This is a genomic window from Flavobacterium sp. NKUCC04_CG (assembly GCF_019345525.1).
Lineage (GTDB): Bacteria > Bacteroidota > Bacteroidia > Flavobacteriales > Flavobacteriaceae > Flavobacterium.
Genome location: NZ_JAHKRA010000045.1, coordinates 1 through 813, shown reverse-complemented (window position 1 = coordinate 813; position 813 = coordinate 1). Strand labels below are relative to the sequence as shown.

Annotated in this window: 2 protein-coding genes; both read left to right on the top strand. The window is 30.3% G+C overall.

All coding sequences use genetic code 11. The features are described 5' to 3' along the window. The first annotated feature begins 96 nt into the window (after positions 1 to 96). A complete protein-coding gene (locus KO524_RS15605; protein WP_219295072.1) occupies positions 97 to 363 on the top strand; it encodes a polymorphic toxin type 50 domain-containing protein in 267 nt (88 codons plus the stop codon). A gap of 6 nt (positions 364 to 369) precedes the next feature. Beyond that, entirely contained in the window at positions 370 to 684 is a 315-nt protein-coding gene (locus KO524_RS15150) for a hypothetical protein (protein ID WP_219295071.1), read from the top strand. The last annotated feature ends 129 nt before the right edge of the window (positions 685 to 813 follow it).

The following is an 813-nucleotide window of genomic DNA, read 5'->3' as shown; positions in this document are numbered from 1 at the left end:
CTTATAGTTAATAGCTATATAAACGCCAGATATCCTGAAATCAAAGTATTTTTGTGTTATGTATTGTAGAATTCTATTTGCCACACGAAAGGATTCGTGCGGCAGCGGGGGGCAAGATTAGGTACAAATAGTTACTTAAATAGTATTGACGATGCATCTAGCGTTCTTAATGCAACACATAGTGGTAAAGCAAAAGTATTAAGTACTAATGCAGGGCAAAATAGAGCTTATGTTCAGTATAATAATGTAACAGGATATTATAATAATAATGGAGTTATAATTTCAACAAATAAGTTTTTAATTAAAGGAGGGAAATCTTCTACTGTTGTTCCTGTTCATCCAAGTTCAACAACGTTTAAATAATTGATAATGACAGAAGAACAAAAAAAATTCGATTTATACTTAATTGTTTTAAGGTTTTTAGTTTTTAAAATAACTAATAATTTAAATAGAATTTATCTCGAAATTGATTTAAAGAAAAATAAAATGTTATTGACAGCATTTTATTTCGCTCCACCATCAGAATTAGAATTACTAGATGATATTGTTACAAATAGCAATGCTCATATTCCGAATTTATTTATTGTTAGTCAAGTGAAATTGATGGCTGATTATAATCAAAATGAGATTTATGATTTTATAGTATTTGCAGTATACAGCGACATTAGCGAAGGATCTCTATAACTATGGTGTGCGTTATTATGACCCCGCTACCGCACGAATCCTTTCGTGTGGTACGGATAAATATACACAAGAATGCTAGGTGCGAGTCTTCTATTAAATACAAAAACGCTCAATTATATTGAGCGTTTT